Source organism: Nonomuraea sp. NPDC050310, assembly GCF_040655795.1.
Taxonomy (GTDB): Bacteria; Actinomycetota; Actinomycetes; order Streptosporangiales; family Streptosporangiaceae; genus Nonomuraea.
Genome location: NZ_JBFAKP010000036.1, coordinates 1 through 22673, shown reverse-complemented (window position 1 = coordinate 22673; position 22673 = coordinate 1). Strand labels below are relative to the sequence as shown.

Below are 22673 nucleotides of genomic sequence, written 5' to 3'. Positions count from 1 at the left end.
AAACGGGGACGTCAGTGAAGATCGCTGTGCTCGGCACGCTCTCCATGTGCGAAGCGGGAATGTCGTTCATGCCCACGGCCGCCAAGCCCCGCCAGGTGCTGGCCATGTTCGCCACCCACGCGGACGCCGTGCTGCCGGTTGGGACGCTGGTGAAGGAACTGTGGGGTGATGCGCCGCCGCAGAGCTTCCAGACCACGCTCCAGACCTACATCGCGCACATCCGCAACCACGTGCGGGCCGCTCTGCTGCAGTCGGGCGAGACTCCTCGCCGCTCGGCCAAGGACGTGCTGGTCACCCGCCCGGGTGGGTACTTGCTGGACACCGGTGGAGGCTCCGTCGACGTCCGGGAGTTCGCGCGGCAGACCTTCGCCGGCTACCGCGCCATGGACTCGGGCGACTACGCGGTCGCCTCGCGCAAGCTGCGGGCGGCGTTGAAACTGTGGCGGGGACCGGCGCTGGCCGACATCAGCCCCGGGCCGATCCTGCACCTGGAGATCCAGCGGCTGGAGGAGGCCAGGCGGTGCGCGCTGGAGCGGCGCATCCAGGCCGACCTGCACCTGGGCCGCCACCAGGAGGTGCTGAGCGAGCTCACCGTGCTGGTCCGCCAGCACCCGGCCAACGAGAACCTCAGCCGGCTGTTCATGATCGCGCTCTACCGCTCCGGCCGGCGCGGCGAGGCGCTCTCGGCCTACCAGCGGCTGCGGCACACGCTCATCCGCGAGCTCGGCATCGAGCCGTCGGCTCCGCTCACCGAGCTGCACCTGGCGATGCTCGACGGCGCCTCCGACATCGACGTGCCCGGCCCCGGCACCGCCCGGCACGGGCTGGCCCCCACCGGCTGAGCCGGGTCCGACCGCGAAGGCAGGACGGCATGGACATTCTCGACCTGGCCCGGCTGCAGTTCACCGTCACCACCGGCCTGCACTGGCTCTTCGTGATCTTCAGTTTGGGGCTGGCGCCGCTGGTGGCGGTCCTGCACACGCTGGCCGTACGGTCCAGGGACCCGGAGACGCGCGCGCGGCGATTACGGATGACCCGCTTCTGGGGCCAGCTCTACGTGATCAACTACGCCGTCGGGCTGGTGACCGGACTGGTGATGGAGTTCCAGCTCGGCCTGTCGTGGAGCGGGTTCACCAAGTTCGCCGGCAACGTGATCGGCGCGCCGCTGGCCCTGGAGGCGCTGGTCGCCTTCTTCGCCGAGTCGACCTTCCTCGGCCTGTGGATCTTCGGGTGGGGGCGGCTGCGGCCGGGCCTGCACGCCGCCCTCATCTGGCTGGTCACGCTCACCGCCTACGCCTCGGCGTACTGGATCCTGGTGGTCAACGCCTTCATGCAGATGCCCGCCGGGCTGGAGGTGCGCGACGGCGTCGCCCGGCTGGCCGACGCCGGGGCGTTGCTGGGCAGCCCCAACGCGATCCTCGCGCTGATCCACGTCAGCTCGGCCGCGCTCCTGGCCGGCGGCCTGTTCATGGCCGGCGTCAGCGCCTACCGCCTGCGCCGCGCCACCACCGAGCCGGCCGGCTTCCGTTTCTCGCTCCGGCTCGGCACCGCCGTCGCCGCGGTCGCCGTCATCCCCACCGCCGTCGTCGGCAACCTGCAGTTCCCGCTCATGATCGACAAGCAGCCGATGAAGGTGCTGCTCTTCACGCACGTGCCCACCGGCGAGCTGCAGGCGCGACTGGCCGCCCGCTACGGGCCCGGCGACTACGTGCCCCCGTACTGGGCGGAGCTCGGCGAGGAGACCATGCTCTACCTCGGCTACGTGCTCGGCCTGTTCAGCCTCTGCGCGCTGCTGCTGGTCTTCCGCGACCTGCTCGTCCGCCACCGCGCCGTCGCGGTCGTCGCGGTGCTCGCGGCCGGCAACTCCATGGGCGAGTTCGCCGGCGGCCTGGTCTTCGGCGCGCCCGGCCCGCACCGGCTGGAGGTCTACCTCGCCTGCAACGTGCTGGCCGCCGCGCTGCTCCTCTACCGGCCCAGGAGCGAGCGCGCCCTGGCGGCGGCGCTCGTCGCCGCGGCGCCGCTGCCCTTCGTGGCCGCGCTCGCCGGCTGGGTGATGCGCGAGGTCGGCCGCCAGCCGTGGCTGGTCTACGGCCACCTGAAGGTCGAGGACGGGCTCTCGCCGGTCACCTGGGGGACGATGCTCGCCTCGACGGTGACCTTCATCGGCGTCCTGGCCGTCCTGGCCGTCGCCGACTGGATCCTGATCCTCAGATTCGCCCGCCGCGAGCCCGCCGAGGCGCACCTGGGCGCCGTCGCGGCCGAACCCAGGCACGAACCCGAGCGCGACAAGCTGACCTTGGAGACGTTGTGAACCTGGCCGACCTCTGGCTCGCGCTGCTCGGCTTCCTGCTGGCGGGCTACTTCGTGCTGGGCGGCGCCGACTACGGCGTGCAGATGCTGGCCGGGAACGGACGGGCGCGGCTGCTCGGCGGCCTCGGGCCGTTCTACTTCGGCAACGAGGTCTGGCTGGTCGGCGCGCTCGCCGTGCTGATCGGGGCCTTCCCCCGGCTGGAGGGCAGCCTGCTGCCCGGATTCGCGCCGCTGTTCGTCCCGCTGGTGGCCGCGCTGGCCCTGGGCAAGGCGGGCGTCCAGCTCCGCGGCCGGGCGGCCGGGGGCGCCGGCCGGCGGTTCTGGACGGTCTGCGTCGTGGCGGGCGGGGTGATCCCGGCGGCCGCCTTCGGGATGATCTTCGGCCTGTTGCTGACCGGGCTGCCGCTGCGGGCCGACGGCGGCTTCGACCTCGGCTGGGCGATGGTGGCCGGTCCGTTCGTCCTCGCCTGCGGGCTGGCCCTCACCGCGGTGTTTGCCGCCCACGGGCTCATGTTCGCCCGGCTCCGGGTTCCGGGTCGGGCGCCGGCCCGGCCGGGGCCGGTGCTCGCCGTCGCGGCGGTGGCCGTGGCGGGCGCCGCGCTCCTGGGGGTTGGTACGGCTCGCCCCACGCAGCCCGGTGCGGCCGTCGCGCTGGCGGCGGCGATGGTGGCGGTGCTCGGGGCGGCCTGGTGGGCGGCGCGACGGGGCCGGGCGGGGTGGGCGTTCGCCGCCACCGGGGTCGCGGCGGCGCTGCCCGTCGTGCTGCTCGGCGCGGCGACCCACCCGTACGTGCTGCTGGGCGCGGGCGGGACCGGGATGACCGTGGCCGAAGGCGCCGCGGACGAGGCCTCGCTGGCCGTCCTCAGCGCCTTCGGCCTGGTGGTGCTGCCGCTCGTGCTCGCCGTACAGGCCTGGACCTGGTGGCGCTTCCGCCGCCCGGCGGAGGGCCCCGCCTACCTCTAGTCCCTAGGAGCGGCGGGCGGCGCTCTGCACGTAGCGGCCGTACAGCAGCTCGCGCAGCACGTCGTCGCCGCCCTCCACGATCGACACGTACCGCATGTCGCGCAACAGCTTCCCGATCGGGTGGTCGTGCGTGTAGCCGAGCCCGCCGAACATCTCCGACCCGGCGCCGGCCACCGCCCACCCGGCCTGGCCGCAGAACATCTTCGCGGTCAGCGCCGACTTCAGCGTGCCCAGCCGGCCGAACGCGGCGGCGGCGTCCGGCCGGGCCATCAGCTCGTCGTACTCGCGGGCCGCGCTCAGGCAGTGGCTCTTCATCACGTCGATCCACATCTCCATCTGCCCGAGCTTGGCGCCGAAGACCGAGCTCCTGGCCAGCGTCGCCCCCTTGAACGGCTTGGCCGCCGCGTACTCCAGGCACAGGTCGCGCACCCGGCGCGCGAGGCCCACCGCGGTGGTGGCGATGAGGATGCGGCTGGCGTTCAGCCCGATCTCCAGCAGCCGCAGCCCCGACCCGTCCAGCCGGTTACCCGCCGGGACGCGGCAGCCGTCGAGGCTGACCTGGTAGGTGGCCGAGGAACGCAGGCCGTTGAGGTCCCAGCGCTTGACGATGCGCAGCCCCGGCGTACCGGCGGGCACGAGCACCGCCGAGTAGGTGTCGGGCTCGTCGGCCGAGCGGGCGACCACGACCAGGAACCCGGCGAAACCGGAGTTGGTGGAGAAGTACTTCTCCCCGCTCACCACGAGTTCCTCGCCGTCCCGCGCCACCGTGGTCCGGATCTTGGTCAGCTCGCTGCCCGCCTCCCGCTCGCTGCCGAGCGTGGCGCAGAAGGTCCCCTCCTTGGCCATCGGCGTCAGGTGGCGCTCGCGCAGCTCGGGCGAGCCGTACAGGGAGACCATCGAGGTGCCGAGCACCGAGATGAACAGGGTGAAGGCCACGCCGGCGTCGCCGTAGGCCAGCTCGTTGACGATCCGCACCCCGTCGGCCAGGCCCAGACCGAGGCCGCCGTGCTCCTCGGGGAGCCACCAGTTCGCCAGCCCGGTCCGGCGGAAGCGCTCGAACAGCTCGTGCGGCGGCTCGTCGAAGGTGTCGAGTGCGGCGCTCCGGCCCAGCAACTCCTCGGCGGCGAAGCTGCGCGCGGTCTCCACGAAGCCGGTCATCGGCGGTCTCCTTCCAGCGTGGTCGGTGATCCGGCGGTCCACGCGCCGGGGGCGAGGTAGCCGGCGCCGGACCGGAGCCAGCTCGCCGCCCGGGCGGCCGGCGGGCCGGACTCGCCGCCGGGGCGGGCCAGGATCAGGACCGCCGCTAGCGCGGCCAGGTCGGCGTCGCCCGGACGGCCCCGCAGGACCCGCAGCACGGGCGCGCTCATTGCGGCTGGTTCCCGTGCTTGCGGCTGGGCAGGCCGGCGTGCTTGGTGCGCAGCATGGCCAGCGAGCGGATCAGCACGGCCCGCGTCTCGGCCGGGTCGATGATGTCGTCGACCAGCCCGCGCTCGGCGGCGTAGTACGGATGCATCAGCTCCGCCCGGTACTCCTTCACCAGGCGCTCGCGGGTGGCGGCCGGGTCGGCGGCGGCCGAGATCTGCTTGCGGAAGATCACGTTGGCCGCGGCCTCGGCGCCCATGACCGCGATCTCGTTGGCCGGCCAGGCGAACGACAGGTCCGCGCCGATCGAGCGCGAGTCCATCACGATGTAGGCCCCGCCGTACGCCTTGCGGAGCACGAGCGAGACGCGCGGGACGGTGGCGTTGCAGTAGGCGTAGAGCAGCTTCGCGCCGTGCCGGATGATCCCGTTGTGCTCCTGGCTCACCCCGGGCAGGAAGCCGGGCACGTCCACCAGCGTGACGAGCGGGATGTTGAAGGCGTCGCAGAACTGTACGAACCTGGCCGCCTTCTCGCTGGCGTGGATGTCGAGCACGCCCGCCATGGACAGCGGCTGGTTCGCCACCACCCCCGCCACGTGCCCGCCGAGCCGGACCAGCGCGCAGACGATGTTCGTCGCCCACTCCGGCTGGATCTCGAACAGCTCGCCGTCGTCGGCCAGCTCGGTGATCACCTGCCGCATGTCGTACGGCCGGCTGGGGTCGGTCGGCACCAGGTCCAGCAGCGCGTGGCAGGGCCGATCCGGCGGATCGGCCACCGGTACGGCAGGCGGCAGCTCGCGGTTGTTGGCCGGCAGCAGCGACAGCAGGTACCGCACGTCCTCCAGGCAGGTCTCCTCGTCGTCGTAGACGTCGGTCGCCACGCCGGACACCCGCGCGTGCACGTCCCCGCCGCCGAGCCCGAGATGAGTGATCTCCTCACCGGTGACCGCCTGGACGACGTCGGGCCCGGTGATGAACATCTGCGCGATGCCCCGCACCATGAAGACGAAGTCGGTGAGCGCCGGCGAGTAGGCCGCGCCGCCCGCGCACGGGCCGAGCATGACGCTGATCTGCGGGATCACCCCCGAGGCCGCGGTGTTGCGGCGGAAGATGCCGCCGTAGCCGGCCAGCGCGGTGACGCCCTCCTGGATGCGGGCGCCGGCCCCGTCGTTCAGCGAGACCAGCGGCGCGCCGGCTTCGAGGGCCAGGTCCATCACCTTGTGGATCTTCTGCGCGTGGGCCTCGCCGAGCGCCCCGCCGAAGATGCGGAAGTCGTGGGCGTAGACGAAGACCGTGCGCCCGTAGACGGTACCCCAGCCGCAGATCACCCCGTCGGTGTGCGGCCGGCGCTCGTCCATGCCGAACCCGGTGGCGCGGTGCCGGCGCAGCGGCTCGATCTCCTGGAAGGATCCGGCGTCGAGGAGCAGGTCGATGCGCTCACGCGCGGTCAGCTTGCCCTTGGCGTGCTGGCGCTCGGTCGCCGCCGGGTCCGGGCCCTGCCGGACTCCCTCGCGGATGAGCTGCAGCTCGGCCAGCCGCTCCTCGATGGACGGCTCCTGGGAACGCTCGTGTATGACGGTCACGCGGTCATCGCCTCCTTGATCGGCCTCGGGTGCTCGTCGGTGGGCGGGGCCGGGAAATAGCCCACTTCGCGGAAGAAGTTCACGTACGTGGCGAACAGCTCGCGGGTGATGGGGGGACACTCGATCCCCGTCCCGCGCAGCGCCTCATCGGTCTCGGTGGTGTCGATCTCGGGATAGAAGTCGCCGGAGCCGGCGGCCATCAGCTCGAAGGCGTCCAGCAGCGGGGTCATCGCGTTGCGCCGGTCGGCGTCCACCCGCGCCCGCCAGCCGGCCCAGTCGCGCTCGCGCAGCGGATGGCCGAGCGCGCGCAGGTGGGCGACGAAGTCGCCGAACCCGGCCCCCTCCCGGTTGTACAGGTGGAAGGTGCCGCCGGCGCTGCCGGCCCGGCCCGCCAGGTGGACGATCGCCGCGCTGACGTAGTCCACCGGCACCAGGTGCAGCCGGCCGCCGAGGCCCTCGGGGAAGGTCCCGGCCTGCAGCAGGCCCTTCAGGCTGAGCCAGACGAAGTCGCGCGTCTGGCAGGCGCCCCGGACCTGGTCGCCGCAGATGACGTCCACCCGGAACACCGACACCGGCAGCCCGCGCTCCCTGGCCAGGCCGATGACCTGCTCGGCCACCCACTTGCTCTGCACGTACCCGGTCGGCAGCGCCTGCCCGGGCCCGGTCGGGTCGTCCACCCGCAGCGGGCGGCCGTCCTCGGCCGCGCGGGCGAACACGCCGGTGCTGGACACGTAGTGGACCGGGACGGTCCGGTGGCGCGCGGCCAGCCGGAGCACCTCCTCGGTCCCGCCCACGTTGGCGTCCCTGAGCTGGTCGTAGGGGTGCAGCCAGTTGACCGAGGCGCCCGCGTGGTAGACCGCGTCGACGGTCTTGGCCAGGTCGTCGAAGTCCGCCTCGGACAGCCCCAGCCGGGGCGCGGCCAGGTCGCCGACGACCAGCCGGATCCGGTCGGGATCCACCTCGTCCCAGACCCGGTACCACTCCAGGTTGGCGCGCAGCCGCTCCCGCGCGCTCGCCTCGTCGCTCGCCCTGACCAGGCAGTGTACGGTCGCCCGCGTCGAACGCAGCAGGTCGCGCAGCAGGAACGCGCCCAGGAACCCGGTCGCCCCGGTCAGCAGCACCTCGCCCGGATCGCCCGCCACCCGGACCACCTCGCGGGCCGGCCGTACGTCGTCGGCCAGCCGGATCTCGGCGGCGAAGTCCACCTCCTGGCGGGCCTGCGTCCCGGCGGCCAGCAGCTCGGCGCGCAGGTAGGCGGCCAGCTCGCCCGGCGTCGGCCGGTCGAAGACGAGCGTGGCGGGCAGCCGGCGGCCGATCGCGGCGCTGATCCGGTTGCGCAGCTCGACCGAGGTCAGCGAGTCGAAGCCGAGGTCGGTGAACTGCTGGCCGGCGCCGACCGAGCGCGGGCCGTCGAGCCCCAGGACGGCGGCCACCTCACCGGCCACCACCTCCAGGATCAGCCGGTGCTGCTCGGCCTCGCCCAGCTCCGCCAGCCGCCCGGCCAGCGAGGCCAGGCCGGAGTCGCTGTTCTGGGCGGTACGGCGGGCCGGGACGCGCACCAGCTCGCGCAGGACGAACGGCACCTGCGCCGGGTTCTCCCGCAGCGTGGCGAGCTTCAGCGGGGTGGCGACCAGCACCGGCTCCTCGCTGCTCAGCGCGGCGTCGAACAGCGCCAGGCCCTGTTCCTGGGTGAGCGGGCTCAGGCCGGTTCTGGCGATCCGGCGCCGGTCGGCCTCGGCCAGGTGGCCGGTGATGCCGGTCGCCTGCTCCCACAGGCCCCAGCAGATGCTGGTCGCCGGCAGCCCCTCGGCCCGGCGCATGCGGGCCAGGGCGTCGAGGAAGGAGTTGGCCGCGGCGTAGTTGCCCTGGCCCGGGCCGCCGATCACGCCCGCGATGGAGGAGTACAGGACGAAGGTGTGCGGGTGGTGGGCCAGGGTCTGCCGGTGCAGGTTCCACGCCGCATGGGTCTTCGGCGCCAGGACGGTGCGGAGCTGGGCCGGGCTCATGGTCGGGATGGTGGCGTCGTCGACGAGCCCGGCGGTGTGCACCACCGCGCCCAGCGGATGGCCGGCCGGGATCGCCTCCAGGGTGCGCGCCAGGGCTTCGGCGTCGGTGGTGTCGCAGGCGGCGATCGTCACCGTGGCGCCCAGCAGGCCGAGCTCCTCGTGCAGCTCCGCCGCGCCCGGCGCCTCCGGACCTCGGCGGCTGACCAGCAGCAGGTGCCGGACGCCGTGCCGGGTCACCAGGTGACGGGCCAGCGCGGCGGCCAGCGAGCCGGTGCCGCCGGTGATCAGCACGGTCTCCTCCGGGCCGAACCGGCTCCTCGTGGGCGCGGGCGCCGCCCGGCGGGCCCGGGGCAGCAGCACCCGGCCCTCCCGGACGGCCACCTGGGGTTCACCCGACAGCAGTACGGCCGGCAGCGCGGCGGCCGAGGCCGGGTCGTCGTCCAGGTCGGCCAGGACGATGCGGCCCGGGGCCTCCGACTGGGCGGACCGCAGCAGGCCCCAGACGGCGGCGGCGGCCGGGTCGGCCAGGAGCTCGCTGCTGGTCACGACGACGAGCGGGGTCTCGGCCAGGGAGTCGTCCGCGAGCAACTCCTGCACCAGGGCGAGGGCCGCCCGGGTCGCGTCGTCGGCGGTTGCCGCCGGGTCCTGGTCGCTCGTCGGCCGGATGGGGTAGAGGACGGCGTCCAGGGAGCCGTCGCCCGCGCCGCGGAGCGTGGGCAGGGCCTCGGCGGCCAGCGTCTCCGCGACGCCCTCGCGGGGGCCGAGCACACCCCACCGCAGCGGGTACGCCGGAGGCGTCAGGGTGATCGGCGTCCAGCCCAGGTGGAACAGCTCGTCGTGGTGGTGGCTGTCTGTGGGGGTGGCCAGGCGGCCCAGGCGGACCTCGCGGATCGTGGCCACCGGCTGGCCCACCTGGTCGGCGAGCCGTACGGCGAGGGTGTCGCCCTGGCGGGTCAGCTCGGCGCGCAGGCTCGTGGCGCCTGAGGCGTGCAACTGCAGGCCGTCCCATCCGACGGGCTCCTTCTGCGTGTCTGGACTCGCCAGCAGGGCCGCTTGGAAGGCCGTGTCGAGGAGGACCGGGTGCAGCCCGAAGCGGGAGCCGCCCGATCTGGCCTGTTCCGGGAGGACGACCTCGGCGAAGACTGTGTCACCGCGCTGCCACGCCGCCGTCACGCCGCTGCTCTCCGTCAGCGGGAGGGGGTGGGCGTCTCGCGGTGGCCAGGCGGTCAGGTCGAACGGGGCTGCGGGGCCGGTGAAGGTGAGCGTCGCGTGGGCGTGCTCGGTCCAGGGGGCGTCCGCGTCGTCGGGGCGGGCGCAGATGCGGACCTTTCGGGAGCCTGCTTCGTCCTTTGGGCCTGCTTTCACTTGGATCTGGAGGGCGCCCTTGGGTGGGAGGGCTATCGGGGTTCGCTGATGGAAGGCGTCCACCGTGGTGCAGCCGAGCTCGTCGGCGGCTCGGATCAGCAGCTCGGCCAGGGCGGCGGTGGGGAGGGTGCGGTTGGTCAGCCACTGGGTGGTGTGGGGGGAGATCCGGCTGGTGAAGATCGTCTCGTCGGTGCCTGCTACGTGGGTGGGGGTGCCTAGGAGGGGGTGGTGGGAGCTGGTGGTGGAGGCGGGGGTTAGCCAGTAGCGCTGGTGTTGAAAGGGGTAGGTGGGGAGGTCGATCTGTCTTCCTGTGGGCCAGGTGGTGGGGAGGTTGTGGGTGTGGGCTTGGGCTAGGGCTTCGGGGAACTGGTGTGTGGGGATGGCTGTGGCTTCGGGGAGGGTGTGGCGGGTCAGGGTGGTGAGGGTGGTGTCGGGTCCGATTTCGATGTAGGCGCTTCCGGCTTCGAGGGCTTGGTGGAAGTGGACGGGTTGTCTGATCTGCTGGGTCCAGTAGTCGGCGTCGTAGGACTCCCTTGTGGTCGCGATCTTGGGCGGGTGGTAGGTGACGGTCGCTGCCACCGCTCGGAACTGGTCAAGGATCGGGTCCATCAGGGGTGAGTGGAAGGCGTGGTCACCTGGGAGCCGCTTGGTCCGTCGTCCGCGCTCGGCCCACAGGGCGGCGATCTCTTCGACTGCGTGTGCGTTGCCGGAGATGACGGTGAGGGTGGGTGTGTTGGTGGCGGCGATCGAGACGTTGGCCCGCCCCTGGAGGGTCTCGGCTATCTCGGTTTCGGTGGCGTGGATGCTGATCATGGCGCCGGGTGGGGCTTGGGCCATGAGGTGGGCTCGGGCGGTGATGAGGGTGGCGGCGTCTTGCAGGGTGAGGACGCCGGCGACATGGGCGGCGGTGAGCTCGCCCAGGGAGTGCCCGATCACCCGGTCCGGCTTCAGCCCGTGGCTCTCGACTAGGCGGTAGAGGGCGGTCTGGTAGGCGAACAGGGCAGGTTGGGTGTAGCGGGTCTGGCCGAGCAGGTCACCGTCGTCGGAGAACAGGATCGACTTCAATGGCAGGTCGAACGCCGCGAGGACCTCATCGAGAGTCTCGGCGAAGACGGGCTGGGTGGCGTACAGATCCCGCCCCATGCCGGGGCGCTGGCTGCCTTGGCCGGAGAACATGAAGGTGATCGGCTGGCGGGGCGGTGCCTGGACGACGGTGATTGAGGCGAGGGCGGCGCCAAGTTCGTCGAGGGTTTCGCCGGTGACGGCGGCTCGGTATTCGTGGGCGGTGCGGCGGGCGAGGGTGTGGGCGACGTCGGCAGGGCTCAGATCCGGATATCTCGCGATGTGGTCGGCCAAACGCGCCGCCTGGTCGTGGACGGCCTGCGGGGTCTTGCCGGACAGGAACCAGGCCACCGGGCCAGACGGTGCCGCGGCAGAGGGCTCGGAGGCGGCGGGTTCCGAGATGGCTGGGGGTTGTTCGAGGATGACGTGGGCGTTCGTGCCACTGACGCCGAACGACGACACCGCCGCACGCCGAGGAGCACCGGTGTCGGGCCAGGGGCGCGCCTCGGTGAGCAGCTCGACCTGACCGGAAGACCAGTCCACAAAGGGAGTCGGCTCGTCGACATGCAAGGTCCGGGGCAGCGTGCCGTACCGCATGGCCTGGATCATCTTGATCACCCCGCCCGCCCCCGCGGCCGCGACGCTGTGGCCGATGTTCGACTTGAGGGAGCCAAGCCACAACGGCCGCCCGTGCGGACGATGCCTGCCGTACGTCGCGAGGAGGGCCTGCGCCTCGATGGGGTCCCCGAGCCGGGTCCCGGTGCCGTGGGCCTCGACGACGTCGATGTCCGCCGGGCTGAGCCCGGAGTTGGCCAGCGCCTGGCGGATGACCCGCTCCTGGGAGGGCCCGTTGGGCGCGGTGAGGCCGTTGGACGCACCGTCCTGGTTGACCGCCGACCCACGGACCACGGCCAGCACGCGGTGACCGTTGCGGCGGGCGTCGGACAGCCGCTCGACCAGGAGCAGTCCGACCCCCTCCGACCAGGACGTCCCGTCGGCCGCCGCCGCGAAGGACTTGCACCGCCCGTCGGCGGCCAGGCCGCGCTGGCGGGAGAAGTCGATGAGCCCGCCCGGGTCGGCGCTCACCGTGGAGCCGCCCGCGACGGCCAGGTCCGATTCGCCCGAACGCAGCGACTGGACGGCCAGGTGCAGGGCGACCAGCGAGGACGAGCACGCCGTGTCCAGCGAGACCGCCGGCCCCTCGAAGCCGTAGGTGTAGGCGATGCGGCCCGAGGCGACACTGCTGAGCTTGCTGGTCATCAGGTAGCCCTCGAGCTCCTCCGGCGCGTTGAGCCCGAGGTAACTCTCCTCGACGATGCCGACGAAGACGCCGGTCCTGCTGCCTTTCAACGTCGTGACGTCGATGCAGGCCTGCTCGAACAGCTCCCAGGACGCCTCCAGCAACACCCGGTGCTGCGGGTCCATGGCGAGCGCCTCGCGCGGCGAGATGCCGAAGAAGGCGGGATCGAACAACGCCGCGTCCCGCAGGAACCCGCCCTCCCGGGTGGAGCACTTGCCGGGTTTGCCGGGCTCGGGGTCGTACAGCTCGTCGATGTCCCAGCCGCGGTCGGCGGGGAACTCGGCGATGGCGTCGACCCCCTCGTCGACCAGCCGCCACAGCTCCTCCGGTGAGGACACCCCGCCGGGGAAGCGGCAGGCCATGCCGACGATCGCGATCGGCTCCTGCTCGGCCGCCTCCAGGTCGGCGAGCCGCCGGCGCGTCTCCTTGAGATCGGCGGTGACCCATTTGAGGTAGTCGAGCAGCTTCTGCTCTTCGGACATCAGCGCACCTCTCCTGTCGTACGGCCGAGCTCTGTGTCGATGAAGGCGAAGATCTCCTCGGCCGAGGCCGACTCCAGGCGGCTGTCCGCCGCCTCTTCCTGGGGTACGGCGGGGCGGTGGAGTTTGGTGGTGATGGCTCTCAGCCGCCGGTAGAGCGTCCCGCGGTCCTTGTGGTCGTCCGGGACGGCGGCGAGCAGCGCGTCGAGGCGGTCCATCTCGGCCAGCAGCGCATCCACCCCGCCGCCCTCCTCCGGGGAGAGCCGGGACAGCAGTAGCTCCGCCACGGCCAGCGGGGTGGGATGGTCGAACGCCACGGTGGCCTCCACCTGCAGGCCGGTCTCGGCCTGGAGCCGGTTCCGCAGGTCGACCGCGCTGAGCGAGTCGAGCCCCAGGTCTTGGAAGGGCTGCCCCAGGTCGACGGATGCGGGCTGTGCGTACCCCAGGGCTGCGGCAACCTGCGTCCGTACGAGCTCCAGGACGACGCTCCGGCGCTCGGCCGGAGCCAGCCCCGCGAGCCGCTCGGTAAGCGGGGCCGTGGATCGGGCCTGCTTGCGATGCCGGCTCCCGGCGAGCAGCCCACGCAACACCGACGGGACCGCACCCAGGGCCCGCAACGCGGCCAGGTCGACACCCACGGCTACCCGCACCGGGTCTCCTGCGGGGGCCGTCCGCCTCCTGTCCGTGTCCTCGGTGGCGCGCAGCAGTTCTGTGGCGCTGGCCTTCAGTCGGTTCCCGCCCGTGTCCGCGGCGACACGCGCTCCTTCGGTTGCCGGCGGTTGATCGCCGCCCTCGAGTGGAGCCCAGGTTCCGGCGGTGAGGGCGGCGTCGAAGGCGGCCAGGCGTTGCTCGGAGGTCAGTGCGCGCTCGATGCTCATGCCCCCGCGCCGGTCCTGCTCGCGGGCCATCCCCCAGGCGATGCTCGTCGCAGGCAGACCCTCGGCGTGCCGGTGCCGGGCGAGCGCGTCGAGGAAGGCGTCGGCCGCCGCCTGGGCGGCCTGGCCTGGCCCGCCGACGGTCCCGGCGATGGAGGAGTACAGGACGAACGCGGCCAGGTCACGGGTCTGCTGGTGCAGGTTCCATGCCGCGGCTGCTTTCGCCTGGAGGGTGGTGCGGAGTTGGGCGGGGGTGAGGTGGGTGAGCGTGCTCTGGGCGTGGGCCGGACGACCGTGCTCGGATTCCTCAGCGCGGCCGTCGCGGCTACTCGCGGTGTGGATGACGGCGGTCAGCGGGTGCTCGGCCGGGATGGCCTGCAGGGTCCGGGCGAGGTCCTCGGCGTCGGCGGGGTCACAGGCGGCGAGGGTCACCGTCGCCGCACCCAGGCCGGTGAGTTCCTCCCGCAGCGGCTCGCCGTCCGGGTCGTGCCTGGTGAGGAGCAGGAGGTGCTGGACGCCGTGCCGGGTCACCAGGTGGCGGGCGAGCTCGGCTCCCTCGGGCCCGGTGCCGTCGGTGATCAGGACCGTGCCGGTTCCGGGGAACGTGGATGGGCCGGCGGGTGGGGTCTCGCGGGTCAGCCGGGGGGCCTGCCAGCCGCCGTCCACCAGGCGCAGCTCCGACTCGCCTGACGCGAGGGCGGCAGGGAGGGTTGTGAGGTCCGACGCGCTGGACGCGAGGGTGGCCGGGCGAGTCCCGAGGTTCGGATCGCCCGATGCGATGGCGGTAGCGGGCGCGGCGAGGTCCGGCGTGCCTGCGGGCGTTTCCACGAGCAGCACCCGGCCGAAGGACTCCGCCTGGGCGGTGCGGAACAGGCCGCGCACTGCGTGATCGGCCAGGCTCCGCCCGCTGAAGTGCACCACCAGGCGGGTCTTGTCGAGCCGGGGGTCGCCGAGGAAGGCCTGGACCAGCTCCAGCGCCCGCGCCGCGGCCTCGCCGGTGGCGGTCACGTCGTCGTCATCGTTCGGGCCGGAAGGCCAGGAGAGCAGCAGGTGGCCAGGCGGGTCGCTCGACTCGGCCGCGGCGGCCAGGGTCTCGTAGCTCGGGATCCCCGGCAGGCCGTCACTCGCTGGGCCGAGCGTTGCCCAGCCGGCGAAATCGGCGGAGTCGTTCGCGTCGGGGAGTTCGATCGGGGTCCACTCCAGGCGGTACACCTCGCTCCGGGCTCCGGGGAGCCGTTCCTCGGGGAGGCGCCCGAAGGTGATCGAGTCGACGGTCGCGACCAGGTCTCCGGCGGGGTCCAGGAGGGTGAGCGCGTACGTGTGCTCGCCGACCTCGGCCAGCCTCGCGGTCACCTGGTGGGCGCCCTGGGCGTGCAGCCGGATGCCGCGCCAGGTGACCGGGGTGCCGTCCACGTGGGAGACGACCTGGTCGAGGAGCTCAGGATGCAGGCCGTAGGCCGCCGCCTCCTGGCGCTGGTCCGCGGGCAGGGCCGCTTCGATCGGGTCACCCTTGGCGAGGGCGGGCGGCTGATCGTTGGTGGACAGGTGGCCGGTGGCCAGCAGGGTCCACTTTTCGGCTGCCTCACTTCTGAGGTGTACGGTCACCGGCCGTCGTCCGTCTTCGGCGGGACGGAGGCGGAGCTGGAGATGTAGGTCGGGGGTGGGAGGGAGGACCGGGGTGGTGTGGAAGGTCAGCTCGTCGATCGTGGGGTGGCCTATGGCGAGGACTGCCTCGACGACCGCTGCCGCTGGGAAGGTGGGGTGGCTGGATAGCCAGGGGAGGGTCAGGCGACTGGAGAAGACCGTTTCGTCGGTGTCGGCCAGGGTGGTTGGGGGGCCTAGGAGGGGGTGGGTGTTGGTGGGCGTGTGCCTTGAGGTGGGGGTTAGCCAGAACCGTTTGTGCTGGAAGGGGTAGGTGGGGAGGTCGATCTGTCTTCCTGTTGGCCAGGTGGTGGGGAGGTTGTGGGTGTGGGCTTTGGCCAGGGCTTCGGGGAGGTTGTGGGTGGGGATGGCTGTGGCTTCGGGGAGGGTGTGGCGGGTCAGGGTGGTGAGGGTGGTGTCGGGCCCGATCTCGACGTAAGCGGTCCCGGCTTCGAGGGCTTGGTGGAAGTGGACGGGCTGTCTGATCTGCTGCGTCCAGTAGTCCGCGTCGTAGGACTCTCGGCCCGTGTCGATCTTGGGCGCGTGATAGGTGACGGTCGCCGCCACAGCCCGGAACTCGCCGAGGATCGGGTCCATCAAGGGTGAGTGGAAGGCGTGGTTGCCCGGTAGCCGCTTGGTCCGCCGTCCGCGCTCGGCCCAGTGGGCGGCGATCTCTTCGACGGTCTGCGCGTTGCCGGAGATGACGGTGAGGGTGGGCGTGTTGGTGGCGGCGATCGAGACGTCAGCTCGCCCCTGGAGGGTCTCGGCTATCTCGGTTTCGGTGGCGTGGATGCTGATCATGGCGCCGGGTGGGGCTTGTGCCATGAGGTGGGCTCGGGCGGTGATGAGGGTGGCGGCGTCTTTCAGGGTGAGGACGCCGGCGACATGGGCCGCAGTGAGCTCGCCCAGGGAGTGCCCGATCACCCGATCCGGCTTCAGCCCGTGGCTCTCGACGAGCCGGTAGAGGGCGGTTTGGTAGGCGAACAGGGCGGGCTGCGTGTAGCGGGTCTGACCGAGCAGATTATCGTCGTCGGCGAACAGGATCGACTTGAGCGGCAGGTCGAACGCCGCGAGGACCTCATCGAGAGCTTCGGCGAAGACGGGCTGGGTGGCGTACAGGTGGCGGCCCATGCCGGGGCGTTGGCTGCCTTGGCCGCTGAACATGAACGTCACAGGCTGGCGGGGCGGGGCCTGGACGACGGTGACCGAGGCGAGGGCGGCGGCGAGCTCGTCGAGGGTTTCGCCGGTGACGGCGGCTCGGAATTCGTGGGTGGTGCGGCGGGCCAGGGTGTGGGCGACGTCAGCAGGGTTGAGCTCTGGGTGGGCCCGAAGGTGGTCAGCCAGTCGGGCGGCCTGGTCATGGACAGCCTGCGGCGACTTGCCGGACAAGAACCAAGCGACTGAGCCAGCCGTGGTCGGGCCAGAGGGCTCAGAGGAAGCGGGTTCGGAAGTGGCGGGGGCGGGGGCTGCGAACGCGGAGGAGGTCTCGGTCCCAGAGGGTGAGAGCTCGGAGGGAGCGGGGGTGAAGCGAGCGGACTCGGAGGTCGCGGGCTCGGAGGTCGCGGGCTTGGAAGGGGTCGGCTCGGAGGTGGCGGGCTCGAAGGCGGTCGGCGGCTGTTCGAGGATGACGTGGGCGTTGGTGCCGCTGATGCCGAAGGAGGAGATCGCGGCGCGGCGGGGGCGGGTGGTGGTGGGCCAGGGGCGGGACTCGGTGAGGAGGGCGACGCCGCTGTCGGCCCAGTCGACGAAGGGGGAGGGGGCGTCGACGTGCAGGGTGCGGGGCAGCGTGCCGTACCGCATGGCCTGGATCATCTTGATGAGGCTGGCCGCGCCGGCGGCGGCCTGGGTGTGGCCGATGTTCGACTTCAGGGAGCCCAGCCACAGCGGCCGGTCCGGGGGACGGGCGGAGCCGTACGTGGTGATGAGGGCCTGCGCCTCGATGGGGTCGCCGAGGCGGGTGCCGGTGCCGTGGGCTTCGACGGCGTCGATGTCGGCCGGAGTGAGGCCGGAGTTGGCGAGGGCCTGGCGGATGACGCGTTCTTGCGAGGGGCCGTTGGGGGCGGTGAGGCCGTTGGAGGCGCCGTCCTGGTTGACCGCGGAGCCACGGACGACGGCGAGGACGCGGTGGCCGTTGCGCAGCGCGTCGGACAGGCGCTCGACCAGGAGCAGGCCGACGCCCTCCGACCAGGACGTGCCGTCGGCCCCGGCGGCGAACGGCTTGCAGCGGCCGTCGGGGGCCAGGCCGCGCTGGCGGGAGAACTCGCTGAACGGCATGGGAATGGACATCACCGTCGCCCCGCCCGCGAGCGCCAGGTCGCACTCGCCGTTGCGCAACGCGGCGGCGGCCAGGTGCAGGGCGACGAGCGAGGACGAGCACGCCGTGTCCAGGGTCAGCGTGGGCCCCTCGAAACCGAAGGTGTAGGCGATGCGGCCGGAGGCGATGCTGCCGGAGCTGCCACCGGCGATGTAACCCTCGACGTCCTCCGGGATGTCCTGCCAGACGCTGGCGGCGTGTCCCTGATACATGAGCCCGGTGAAGACGCCGGTACGGCTCCCGCGCAGCGAGGCGGGGTCGAGGCCGGCCTGCTCCAGGGTCTCCCAGGTCGCCTCCAGCAGCAGGCGTTGCTGCGGGTCGGCGGCCAGGGCCTCGCGCGGCGACATGCCGAAGAACTCGGCGTCGAACTGGTCGGCGTCGTGCAGGAAGCCGCCGTGCCGGGTGTAGGAGGTCTGGGGGTGCTCGGGGTCGGGGTGGTAGACGGCGTCGAGGTCCCAGCCGCGGTTGGCGGGGAACTCGCTGATCGCGTCCACCTCGCCGGCGACCAGCCGCCACAGGTCTTCGGGGGAGCGTACGCCGCCGGGGAAGCGGCAGGCCATGCCGATGATCACGATCGGGTCCTCGCCCGCGCCGGGAGCGGAAGCGGTGCGCGCGACCGGCGCGGCCGGGGCCGCGGTCTCGGCGAACTGCGCCGCGATGTGCGCCGCGAGCGCGACCGGCGTGGGGTGGTCGAAGACGACCGTCACCGGCAGCCGCAGGCCGGTCGCCGAGTTGACCTGGTTGCGCAGTTCGATCGCGGTGAGGGAGTCGAGGCCAAGCTGCTGGAAGGGCTGGTCGTCCTGGACCGCGTCGGCGCTGGTGTGACCCAGGACCGCGGCGGTCTGGCCGCGGATGAGGGTGACGAGCGCCTCGCCCCGCTGCTTCGGGTCGAGCGCGGCCAGGTCCGCGGCGGCTGCGCCGTGCGCGGCGGTCTTCCGCAGGGGGCGCAGCAGCGACCTCAGCAGGGGCGGCACGTACGCGACCCGCTGCGAGGCGTCGAGGTTCGCGGCGGCGTGGAGGGGGTGGCCGCTCGCCGTGGCCTGGTCGAAGAGGCTCAGCGCGTGCGTGGTGGTGAGCGGGTGCAGGCCCGTCTTCGCCAGCCGGCCGAGGTCGGCGGCGCTGAGGTGCTCGGTCATGGTGCTCGCCTGTTGCCACAGGCCCCAGGCGATGCTGGTGGCGGGGAGTCCTTGGGTGTGGCGGTGGTGGGCGAGGGCGTCGAGGAAGGTGTTGGCGGCGGCGTAGTTGGCTTGTCCGGCGGTGCCGATGAGCCCGGACAGGGAGGAGAAAAGGGCGAAGGTGTGCAGGTCGTGGCCGAGGGTCTGCTGGTGCAGGTTCCAGGCGGCGTCGGCCTTCGCCCGGACGACCGCGTGCAGGTGCTCGGGGCTGAGCTGGACGAGCGTGCTGTCGTGCACGGTTCCCGCGGAATGGATCACGGCGGTCAGGGGGTGCTCGGCGGGGACGCCGGCGAGCGTGCGCGACAGGGCGTCGGCGTCGGCGGCGTCGCAGGCCGCGATCGTCACGTCGGCGCCCAGGTCGGTGAGCTCCTGCCGCAGTTCGGCCGCGCCGGGGGCCTCGGGGCCGCGGCGGCTGACGAGGAGCAGGTGGCGGGCTCCGTGCTTGGTCACGAGGTGCCTGGCCAGCGTCGCGCCGAGGGCTCCGGTGCCGCCGGTGATCAGCGTCGTGCCGCGTGACCAGTCCGGGGTCTGGGTGACCGTCTGGCCGGGATCCTTCTCGGGCGCCGGCCGGGGGGCGGCCCGGGTGATTCTGGGTGCGTACGGCAGGCCGTCCCGGACGGCTAGCTGGGGCTCGTCGAGGGTCAGGAGGGCGGCGAGGGTTCGCGTGTCGGCCGCCTCGTCGTGGTCGATGAGGGTGATGCGGTCGGGGTTCTCGCTCTGGGCCGCTCTGACCAGGCCCCACACACCCGACTGCGCCAGCTCCACCTGATCGCCGGGACCGGCGGCGATGGCTCGCCGGGTCAGGACGAGCAGCCGGCTCTGGGCCAGTTCGGGACGGGTCAGGCAGGACTGCAGCGCGGTCAGCGTCTCGGCCAGCGTGGCGTGGACCGCGTCGGGCACGGCTGCGTCGTCGCGGTGCTTGATGGGGACGACGATCACCGGTGGGGCGGGCTGATCGGCTTCGAGGTCGTGGAGGTAGGTCCAGTCCGGGGCGTCTGCCGGCTCTGCCTCGACTCGGGTCCAGGTCACGTCGAAGAGGCCGTCGGTCGGTACGGCTTCGCCGTTCAGTAGCCCGGCGGCCGGCATCGGGCGCAGTACGAGTGCGCCCACGGTGGCGACCAGGTTGCCGGTGGGGTCGGTCAGCACCATCTCGACCTCCGGCCCGGACTCCCGCTCGGCGCGGCCCAGGCGGACGTGGAGGGTGGTGGCTCCGGTGGTGTGGAGGGTGACGTCGTTCCAGGTGAACGGCAGGTGGGCGGTGGCGCTGGTCTCGACTACGCCGGGGAGGAGCGGGTGGAGGGCGGCGTCCAGGAGTGCCGGGTGGATCAGGTGGGCGGGCGCGTCCGGCTTGGCGTGGTCGGGGAGGGTGATCTCGGCGTAGAGGTGGGTGGGGGTGGTGTAGACGGCTTTCAGGCCTTGGAAGGTGGGGCCGTAGGTGTAGCCGTGCTGGGTCAGGTGCTCGTACGGGTGGTCCAGCGGGTGTGGTGTCGCGTTCGGGGGTGGCCACGGGGTCTTGTCGTGCTCTGGTTGTGGGGGTGCCTCGCTGGTCAGGTGGCCGGTGGCGTGGTGTTGCCACGGGTGGGTGGGGGTGGTTCTTGAGTAGATGTCGATCTTCTGGCGGGTGGGTGTGGCTGGGGAGGTGTGGGTCTGGAGGTGGAGGTGGCCCTGTGTCGGGAGGGTCAGGGGGTGGGTGAGGGTCAGTTCCTCCAGGTGGGGGTGGCCGGTGTGGTCGCCCGCGGCCAGGGCCAGGTCCAGGAGGGCGGTGGCTGGGATGAGGGTGGCGCCGGCGATGGTGTGGTCGGTCAGCCAGGGGTGGGTGGTTGCGGACAGGCGGGTGGTGAAGATGGTTTCTTCGCGGTCGGCTACCTGGGTGGGGGTGCCGAGCAGCGGGTGGGTGGTTGTGTTGGGGTGGTGGTTTCGGGTGTGGGCGTTCAGCCAGAACCGTCGGTGTTGGAAGGGGTAGGTGGGGAGGTCGATCTGTCTTCCTGTTGGCCAGGTGGTGGGGAGGTTGTGGGTGTGGGCTTGGGCTAGGGCTTCGGGGAACTGGTGTGTGGGGATGGCTGTGGCTTCGGGGAGGGTGTGGCGGGTCAGGGTGGTGAGGGTGGTGTCGGGTCCGATCTCGACGTAGGCGCTTCCCTGCTTAAGGGCTTGGTGGAAGTGGACGGGCTGCCTGATCTGCTGCGTCCAGTACTCGGCGTCGTAGGACTCCCTAGTGGTCGCGAGCTTGGGCGGGTGGTAGGTGATGGTCCCTGCCACCGCTCGGAATTCGTCGAGGATGGGGTCCATCAGGGGTGAGTGGAAGGCGTGGTTGCCCGGTAGCCGTCGGGTTCGCCGTCCGCGCTCGGTCCACAGGGCGGCGATCTCTTCGACGGCGTGTGCGTTGCCGGAGACGACGGTAAGGGCGGGGGTGTTGGTGGCGGCGATGGTGACGTCGCTGCGGCCTTGAAGGGTTTCGGTGACTTCTGCTTCGGTGGCGTGGATGCTGATCATGGCGCCGGGTGGGGCCTGGGCCATGAGGTGGGCTCGGGCGGTGATCAGGGTGGCGGCGTCGTGGAGTGTGAGGACGCCGGCGATGTGGGCGGCGGTGAGTTCACCGAGAGAGTGCCCGATCACCCGGTCAGCCGTCAGTCCGTGGCTCTCGATCAGGCGGTAGAGGGCGGTTTGGTAGGCGAATAGGGCGGGTTGGGTGTAGCGGGTCTGGCCGAGTAGGTCGCTGTCGTCGGCGAACAGGATCGGCTTGAGGGGCAGGTCGAAGGCGGCGAGGACCTCGTCGAGAGCTTGGGCGAAGACGGGCTGGGTGGCGTAGAGGTGGCGGCCCATGCCGGGGCGTTGGCTGCCTTGGCCGGAGAACATGAAGGTGATCGGCTGGCGGGGTGGTGCCTGAACCACGGTGATTGAGGCGAGGGCGGCGGCGAGTTCGTTGAGGGTTTGGCCGGTAACGGCTGCTCGGTATTCGTGGGCGGTGCGGCGGGCCAGGGTGTGCGCGACGTCGGCAGGGCTCAGATCCGGATATCTCGCGATGTGGTCGGCCAGTCGAGCTGCCTGGTCGTGGACGGCCTGTGGGGACTTGGCGGACAGGAACCAAGCGACCGGACCAGTTGGGGCGGACGAACCGGACAACCCAGTCGACGACGCCGACGACCCAGAAGACACAGACGACCCAGAAGATGAGCCAGATGAGCCAGACGACCCCAATAGAGCAGGTGGCGGGGTGGGCTCCTGGACGGGGGCCTGTTCGAGGATGATGTGGGCGTTGGTGCCGCCGAGGCCGAACGAGGACACGCCGGCACGGCGGGGGGCGCCGGTTTCGGGCCAGGGGCGAGTCTCGGTGAGGAGTTCGACCTGGCCGGAGGCCCAGTCGACGTGCGGGGACGGCGCGTCGATGTGCAGGGTCTTGGGCAACACCCCGTGCCGCATGGCCTCGATCATCTTGATGAGGCTGGCCGCGCCCGCAGCCGACTGAGTGTGGCCGATGTTGGACTTCATCGACCCGATGTAGAGGGGCCGGCCGTGCGGGCGGTCCTGGCCGTAGGTGGCGAGGAGGGCTTGGGCTTCGATGGGGTCGCCGAGGCGGGTGCCGGTGCCGTGAGCCTCAACCGCGTCGATGTCGGCGGGGGTGAGCTGGGCGTTGGCGAGGGCCTGGCGGATGACGCGTTCTTGCGAGGGGCCGTTGGGGGCGGTGAGGCCGTTGGAGGCGCCGTCCTGGTTGACCGCGGAGCCGCGGACGACCGCGAGGATGCGGTGGCCGTTGCGCAGCGCGTCCGACAGCCGCTCCACGAGGAGCAGGCCCACGCCCTCCGCCCACGCGGTGCCGTCCCCGGCCGCCGCGAACGGCTTGCAACGCCCGTCGGGAGCGAGTCCCCGCTGCCGGGAGAACTCGCTGAAGGTCAACGGGATGGACATCACCGTCGCCCCACCGGCCAGAGCCAGGTCGCACTCACCCCGCCGGAGCGCGGCGGCGGCGAGGTGGAGAGCCACCAGGGAGGAGGAGCAGGCGGTGTCGATGCCGACCGCCGGCCCCTCGAAGCCGAAGGTGTAGGCGATCCGCCCCGAGGCGATACTCCCTGGGCTGCCGCTGGCGACGTAGCCCTCGACCTCCTCGGGCACGTCCAGCAGGACGCCCGCCGCATAGCCCTGATACATCAGGCCGGTGTAGACGCCGGTGCGGGTGCCGCGGAGGGTGGCGGGTTGGAGTCCGGCGTGTTCGAGGGCTTCCCAGCTGGTTTCGAGGAGGAGGCG

The 22673-nt window shown here is 72.3% G+C and carries 8 protein-coding genes; 3 read left to right on the top strand and 5 right to left on the bottom strand.

Going from position 1 to position 22673, the window contains the following annotated elements; genetic code table 11:
- Positions 1 to 14 precede the first annotated feature (14 nt).
- The 3 genes from AB0I67_RS41055 to AB0I67_RS41045 are packed head-to-tail and all read left to right on the top strand — an operon-like array spanning position 15 to position 3273.
- Entirely contained in the window at positions 15 to 842 is an 828-nt protein-coding gene (locus AB0I67_RS41055) for an AfsR/SARP family transcriptional regulator (RefSeq protein ID WP_357936010.1), read from the top strand.
- Positions 843 to 871: 29 nt separating this feature from the next.
- Positions 872 to 2311 (top strand): cytochrome ubiquinol oxidase subunit I, encoded by a 1440-nt coding sequence (locus tag AB0I67_RS41050; protein WP_357936007.1) that lies wholly within the window; start codon positions 872 to 874, stop codon positions 2309 to 2311.
- Positions 2308 to 3273 (top strand): cytochrome d ubiquinol oxidase subunit II, encoded by a 966-nt coding sequence (locus AB0I67_RS41045; RefSeq protein ID WP_357936005.1) that lies wholly within the window; start codon positions 2308 to 2310, stop codon positions 3271 to 3273. The genes AB0I67_RS41050 and AB0I67_RS41045 overlap by 4 nt, the downstream gene beginning before the upstream one ends.
- A gap of 3 nt (positions 3274 to 3276) precedes the next feature.
- On the opposite strand, the gene AB0I67_RS41040 is transcribed toward AB0I67_RS41045, so the two are convergent.
- From AB0I67_RS41040 to AB0I67_RS41020, 5 genes are all read right to left on the bottom strand, one after another.
- Complete coding sequence (locus AB0I67_RS41040; protein ID WP_357936002.1) at positions 3277 to 4431, bottom strand: acyl-CoA dehydrogenase family protein; 1155 nt, start codon at positions 4429 to 4431, stop codon at positions 3277 to 3279.
- Positions 4428 to 4640: an acyl-CoA carboxylase epsilon subunit gene (locus AB0I67_RS41035; RefSeq protein ID WP_357936000.1), complete on the bottom strand. Its 213-nt coding sequence runs from the start codon at positions 4638 to 4640 to the stop codon at positions 4428 to 4430. Before AB0I67_RS41035 ends, AB0I67_RS41040 begins: the two co-directional genes overlap by 4 nt.
- Positions 4637 to 6217 (bottom strand): acyl-CoA carboxylase subunit beta, encoded by a 1581-nt coding sequence (locus AB0I67_RS41030; RefSeq protein ID WP_357935997.1) that lies wholly within the window; start codon positions 6215 to 6217, stop codon positions 4637 to 4639. Before AB0I67_RS41030 ends, AB0I67_RS41035 begins: the two co-directional genes overlap by 4 nt.
- Complete coding sequence (locus AB0I67_RS41025) at positions 6214 to 12432, bottom strand: thioester reductase domain-containing protein (RefSeq protein WP_357935996.1); 6219 nt, start codon at positions 12430 to 12432, stop codon at positions 6214 to 6216. The genes AB0I67_RS41030 and AB0I67_RS41025 overlap by 4 nt, the downstream gene beginning before the upstream one ends.
- Positions 12432 to 22673 (bottom strand): type I polyketide synthase (locus AB0I67_RS41020; RefSeq protein ID WP_357935994.1); only part of this gene is annotated, 10242 nt, incomplete at its 5' end. The genes AB0I67_RS41020 and AB0I67_RS41025, both read right to left, overlap by 1 nt.